Source organism: Moraxella sp. (genome assembly GCF_024227015.1).
Classification (GTDB): Bacteria; Pseudomonadota; Gammaproteobacteria; order Pseudomonadales; family Moraxellaceae; genus Moraxella.
On record NZ_JAAELD010000195.1, the window covers coordinates 1 to 4488 of the forward strand.

Annotated in this window: 4 protein-coding genes and 1 pseudogene; 3 read left to right on the forward strand and 2 right to left on the reverse strand. The window is 46.5% G+C overall.

Going from position 1 to position 4488, the window contains the following annotated elements; all coding sequences use genetic code 11:
- Positions 1-131: 131 nt before the first annotated feature.
- Positions 132-1634 (reverse strand): Rne/Rng family ribonuclease, encoded by a 1503-nt coding sequence (locus GY683_RS04400; protein WP_297287591.1) that lies wholly within the window; start codon positions 1632-1634, stop codon positions 132-134.
- 75 nt (positions 1635-1709) lie between these two features.
- Positions 1710-2315 (reverse strand): nucleoside triphosphate pyrophosphatase, encoded by a 606-nt coding sequence (locus tag GY683_RS04405; RefSeq protein ID WP_297287594.1) that lies wholly within the window; start codon positions 2313-2315, stop codon positions 1710-1712.
- A gap of 137 nt (positions 2316-2452) precedes the next feature.
- Between GY683_RS04405 and gatC the strand changes: the two genes are divergently transcribed.
- The 3 genes and pseudogenes from gatC to GY683_RS04420 all read left to right on the forward strand — a co-directional run.
- Positions 2453-2746 (forward strand): Asp-tRNA(Asn)/Glu-tRNA(Gln) amidotransferase subunit GatC, encoded by a 294-nt coding sequence (gene gatC, locus GY683_RS04410; RefSeq protein WP_297287592.1) that lies wholly within the window; start codon positions 2453-2455, stop codon positions 2744-2746.
- 75 nt (positions 2747-2821) lie between these two features.
- Complete coding sequence (gatA, locus tag GY683_RS04415; RefSeq protein ID WP_297287593.1) at positions 2822-4300, forward strand: Asp-tRNA(Asn)/Glu-tRNA(Gln) amidotransferase subunit GatA; 1479 nt, start codon at positions 2822-2824, stop codon at positions 4298-4300.
- Positions 4301-4354: 54 nt separating this feature from the next.
- Positions 4355-4488: pseudogene (locus tag GY683_RS04420) on the forward strand (BRO family class A beta-lactamase); the annotation flags it as partial.

A 4488-nucleotide genomic window follows, 5' to 3' on the forward strand; every position in this document is an offset into this window, starting at 1 on the left:
CAATATTTTTACAAAACATTCTTCGGCGCAATTTTGCTCAAAAAACGTACTATTTTTATGCCCCGTCGTGGGATAATTTATTCATCTCTTATCAATTTATTTAAATATAATAACATTTTTTATTGATAAAATCAATCAAAAATGACCTCATACTGTTCTTGGTGGTAATGCTGACTGATTTTAAATTGTATCGTAGTATTGGTTAGTTTGATAATATCATTCATCGTGTTCATGTGATTATCCTGTAGATAATCCGTCATAGCCTGACTGGCAATAATCGTGAAGTTATTAGCTCTATTAGCTTGGCTTGACAGCTGCAATAATCGTCTGATGACATCAAATGCGATGGTTTCTTTGCTTTTAATGACACCCCTTCCTGCACACACCGGGCAAGGCTCGCACAGCTGCTGAGGCAAGCTTTCGCGTGTGCGCTTTCGCGTCATCTCAACCAATCCAAGCTCACTGACACCCGTGATTTTAATGCGCGCAGGGTCATTCTCTAGCGCACTCTGCAGAGCTTCTAATACTGCATCTCGATGGGATGACTTATCCATGTCAATGAAGTCTAGAATAATGATACCGCCCAGATTGCGCAGACGAACTTGATGAGCGATGGACTGTGCTGCCTCTAGGTTTGTCTCATACACCGTCTCTTCTAATGACCGCTTACCTATGTATGAGCCTGTATTGACATCGATGGTCGTCATCGCCTCGGTCTGCTCAATAATGAGATAGCCACCCGATGGCAAATCAACACGCTTCATCAGCGCATCATTCAAGGCGCTCTCTACGCCGCGTGCATGAAATAACGGCGCATCATCTGTGTAGTGATGAATCTTGTCAGCGATGGCTGGCATGAATTCATCTGCAAATGCACGCAGCTCCCCATAAACCATCTCATCATCAACCACGATAGTGGTAGTAAGCTCATTCGCCAAGTCACGAATGCAGCGAAGTGGTAGCGATGGCTCTTGATAGACCAGCTCATGCTTGGCTTTGCGGAGCTTGGCGGATGATGTGCGCGCCACTATGGTGTGCCATAATTGAAGCAGATAATAAACATCTTCTTCTAGCTTAGCCTGTGCGATATGTTCAGCAGCGGTGCGAGCAATCAGGCCGCCTTTGAAATTAAGCGCCTGTATCAATGTGGTCAGCTCACCTCTCAGGCGATTGCGTTCCTTCTGATCGCTTAGACGAGTAGAGATGCCGACATAGTTGTCATCATCGGGCAAGTACACCAAATAACGACTCGGCAGCGAGATATTCGTGGTTAGGCGCGCGCCCTTGGTGCCTAGCTCATCTTTGATGACTTGTACCAAGATTCGCTCACCTTGATACAGTCTGCGCTCAATCAAATCATCTGGACTTGCTTTTGGTTTGGGCTGATTTGGCTTGTCCATCGGTGCAGCTTTTTGCATGTCATCTATGTGCAAAAACGCCGTACGCTCACGTCCAATCTCTACAAATGCCGCCTGCATCCCTGGCAGCACTCGCACCACTGTGCCTAGGTAAATATTACCAACCAAGCTCACATCTTGACATCTTTCAATAAAAATCTCACTCACCACGTCATCAATGATGAGCGCCACACGCGACTCTAGCGAGCAATGATTAATTAAAATCTCATTAGCCATAATAATTTAACAGCGCAAATCGGTCATAGTAAGTTAAATTCTGCACAGATGCAAGCCTCATCATATCAAAGGCAATCATTCAGCATGAGCTTGCATCTCATTCATCAATGCCAGAGTCTGTGACAATGGCAAGCCCACCACATTCGTATAGCTACCATCAATGCGCTCAACCCATGCCATCGCGCCGCCTTGGATAGCATATGCACCCGCCTTATCAGCTGGTTCACCCGTCTGCCAATAGCGTTCTTTCATCTCATCTGTCAGCGGTACAAAATACACTTGCGTTGAACAAATAACATGCTTTTGGCGTCTGATCATACCATTCTCGACGATGCTGACACAGACGGCTGTCCATACCTCGTGCGCCCTGCCTGACATTTTTCGCCACATGGCGAAGGCATCTGGCTTATTGATGGGCTTGGTCAGCACCTCATCATCAATGACACCAATGGTATCTGCCGTGATGATCATGGCAGGATTTTGGGTGTGATTAACGTCATCACTTAATATCGAAGTTGCGCGCACTGCCTTATTCTGCACCATTCTAATAATGTATTCTTTGGCGCTCTCACCAGTCTGCCAAGTCTCATCAATGTCCGCCGCCATCACCTCAAATTCCACGCCTGCAACCGATAATAACTCTCGACGACGCGGTGAAGTTGATGCCAAAATCACCTGCATCATACCAAAACCCCCCATTCTTTAACAAAAACACCTAACTTATCCTTGATTAGTGATTTTGTCAATTACTAAGATATGCTACAATTAACGCCATTTATGATTTCAATTTTTTATTCATTGTAAGATAAGGGCAATTTATGAGCGACACATTATCCAGTAGCGACATTCTAAATGCCGCCAAGCTATCACGTCTGGCGATCGATGAAAACCTAGCATCTGACTATGCCAGCGACATCGGCAAAATTCTGGCCATGATGGACACACTATCAGCCGTTAATACTGATGACATCAAGCCACTGGCAAACATTCATGAAGCCTGTCAAGAGCTGCGCGCAGATGTCGCCAATCCTAACATCGACAGAGACGCGTTCCAAGCCGTCGCCCCAAGTGTGCAAGATGGGCTGTATTTGGTGCCACAAGTGATTGAGTGATTTTAATCCACACCAAATTAACCCCAAACCACCTAACTATAAAACAGCTAGAAAGCTTATAAAATAGAGTAACTCATGACACAACTACACGAATTAAGCGTTGATGCCATCGTCAAAGGCTTGGCAAATAAAGATTTTAGCAGTGTTGATATTGCCACGCATCTATTATCACGCATCGAGAAGCTAGACGGACAAATCAACAGCTTTATTACCAAAGATTTTGACAACGCCCTAAAACACGCCGAACTTGCCGACAAACTGCGTGCCGAAGGCGACACTCGCCCCCTGCTTGGCGTGCCAATGGCTCACAAAGACAACCTATGCACCCAAGGCGTGCTGACATCGGCAGGCTCAAAAATCCTATCCAATTTCGTCTCGCCCTATAACGCAACCGTGGTGGAAAACATCGCCAATGCAGGCTTTATCAGCCTAGGTAAGCTCAACATGGACGAATTTGCCATGGGGTCAGACAACGAAAGCTCCTACTTTGGGGCGGTACACAACCCTTGGGATACCGCTCGTGTGCCAGGTGGTTCATCAGGCGGGTCTGCGGCGGCTGTTGCCAGTGGATTCATCCCTGTGGCGACAGGCTCGGACACAGGTGGCTCTATTCGCCAGCCAGCCAGCTTCTGTGGCATTACAGGCATTAAGCCTACCTATGGGCGTGTGTCTCGCTATGGCATGATTGCTTATGCGTCAAGCCTTGACCAAGCGGGCACCTTTGGCAAATCTGCCCTAGACTGCGCTTATCTACTAAACCCAATGGCAGGACGTGATGTCAAAGACTCAACTTCCATCAATCGCCCCACCGAAGATTATGTAGCACAGCTAAATGTCATGACGCCAAGCGATAAGCCACTACAAGGCCTACGCATCGGTATCGCTAAGGCTTATTTTGGTGAAGGTCTTGCTGATGATGTGGCAACCACCGTCAAAGCCGCGCTCGCCAAATACGAAGAGCTGGGTGCGACCATCGTCGAGGTAGACATCACCGATCCCAAGATCACTCTAGCGACCTACTATCTACTTGCGCCTGCTGAGGCGAGCTCTAATCTATCTCGCTTTGATGGTGTGCGCTTCGGCTATCGCTGCGAAGATCCAAAAGATCTGATCGATCTATATACGCGCAGCCGCTCAGAAGGCTTTGGTACTGAAGTTCAGCGCCGTATCATCATGGGTACTTATGCGCTATCAGCTGGTTATTTTGATGCTTATTACATTAAAGCCCAAAAGGTACGTCGCATCATTACGAATGACTTTGCTAAGGCATTTGAATCTTGTGACATCATCGCCAGCCCCACTGCACCGACCACCGCCTATAGACTGGGTGAGAACTTAGACCCTGCCAGCATCTATCTTGGTGACGTATATACCATCGGCGTGAACTTGGCAGGTCTGCCCGCCCTATCGCACCCCGTAGGACAAGCGAACGGCCTACCTGTGGGATTGCAGCTGATTGGCAAGCATTGGGCAGAAAGCGAACTATTAAAAACCGCTCATATTTATCAGGCGAATACCGAGTTTCATCAAGAGATGGCGGATTTAGTGAAGTGATTTTGAACTTGGGATAAATGATAAATTTATCCCAAACAATAAAAGGGGATAATGATGCAACGCCGTCATTTTTTACAAAAAACCTTATTGGCACTACCTATTATTTTTTCTGGCAATTTATTAACTGGATGCAAAACGAGTTTATCCAATAACCATTTACCTAATGACAAGATAACAAAAAATCCAAA

Coding starts and splice junctions, on each gene's coding strand:
- GY683_RS04405 (WP_297287594.1), bottom strand. CDS start 2,315: ATGCAGGTGATTTTGGCATCAACTTCACCGCGTCGTCGAGAGTTATTA.
- GY683_RS04400 (WP_297287591.1), bottom strand. CDS start 1,634: ATGGCTAATGAGATTTTAATTAATCATTGCTCGCTAGAGTCGCGTGTG.
- gatC (WP_297287592.1), top strand. CDS start 2,453: ATGAGCGACACATTATCCAGTAGCGACATTCTAAATGCCGCCAAGCTA.
- gatA (WP_297287593.1), top strand. CDS start 2,822: ATGACACAACTACACGAATTAAGCGTTGATGCCATCGTCAAAGGCTTG.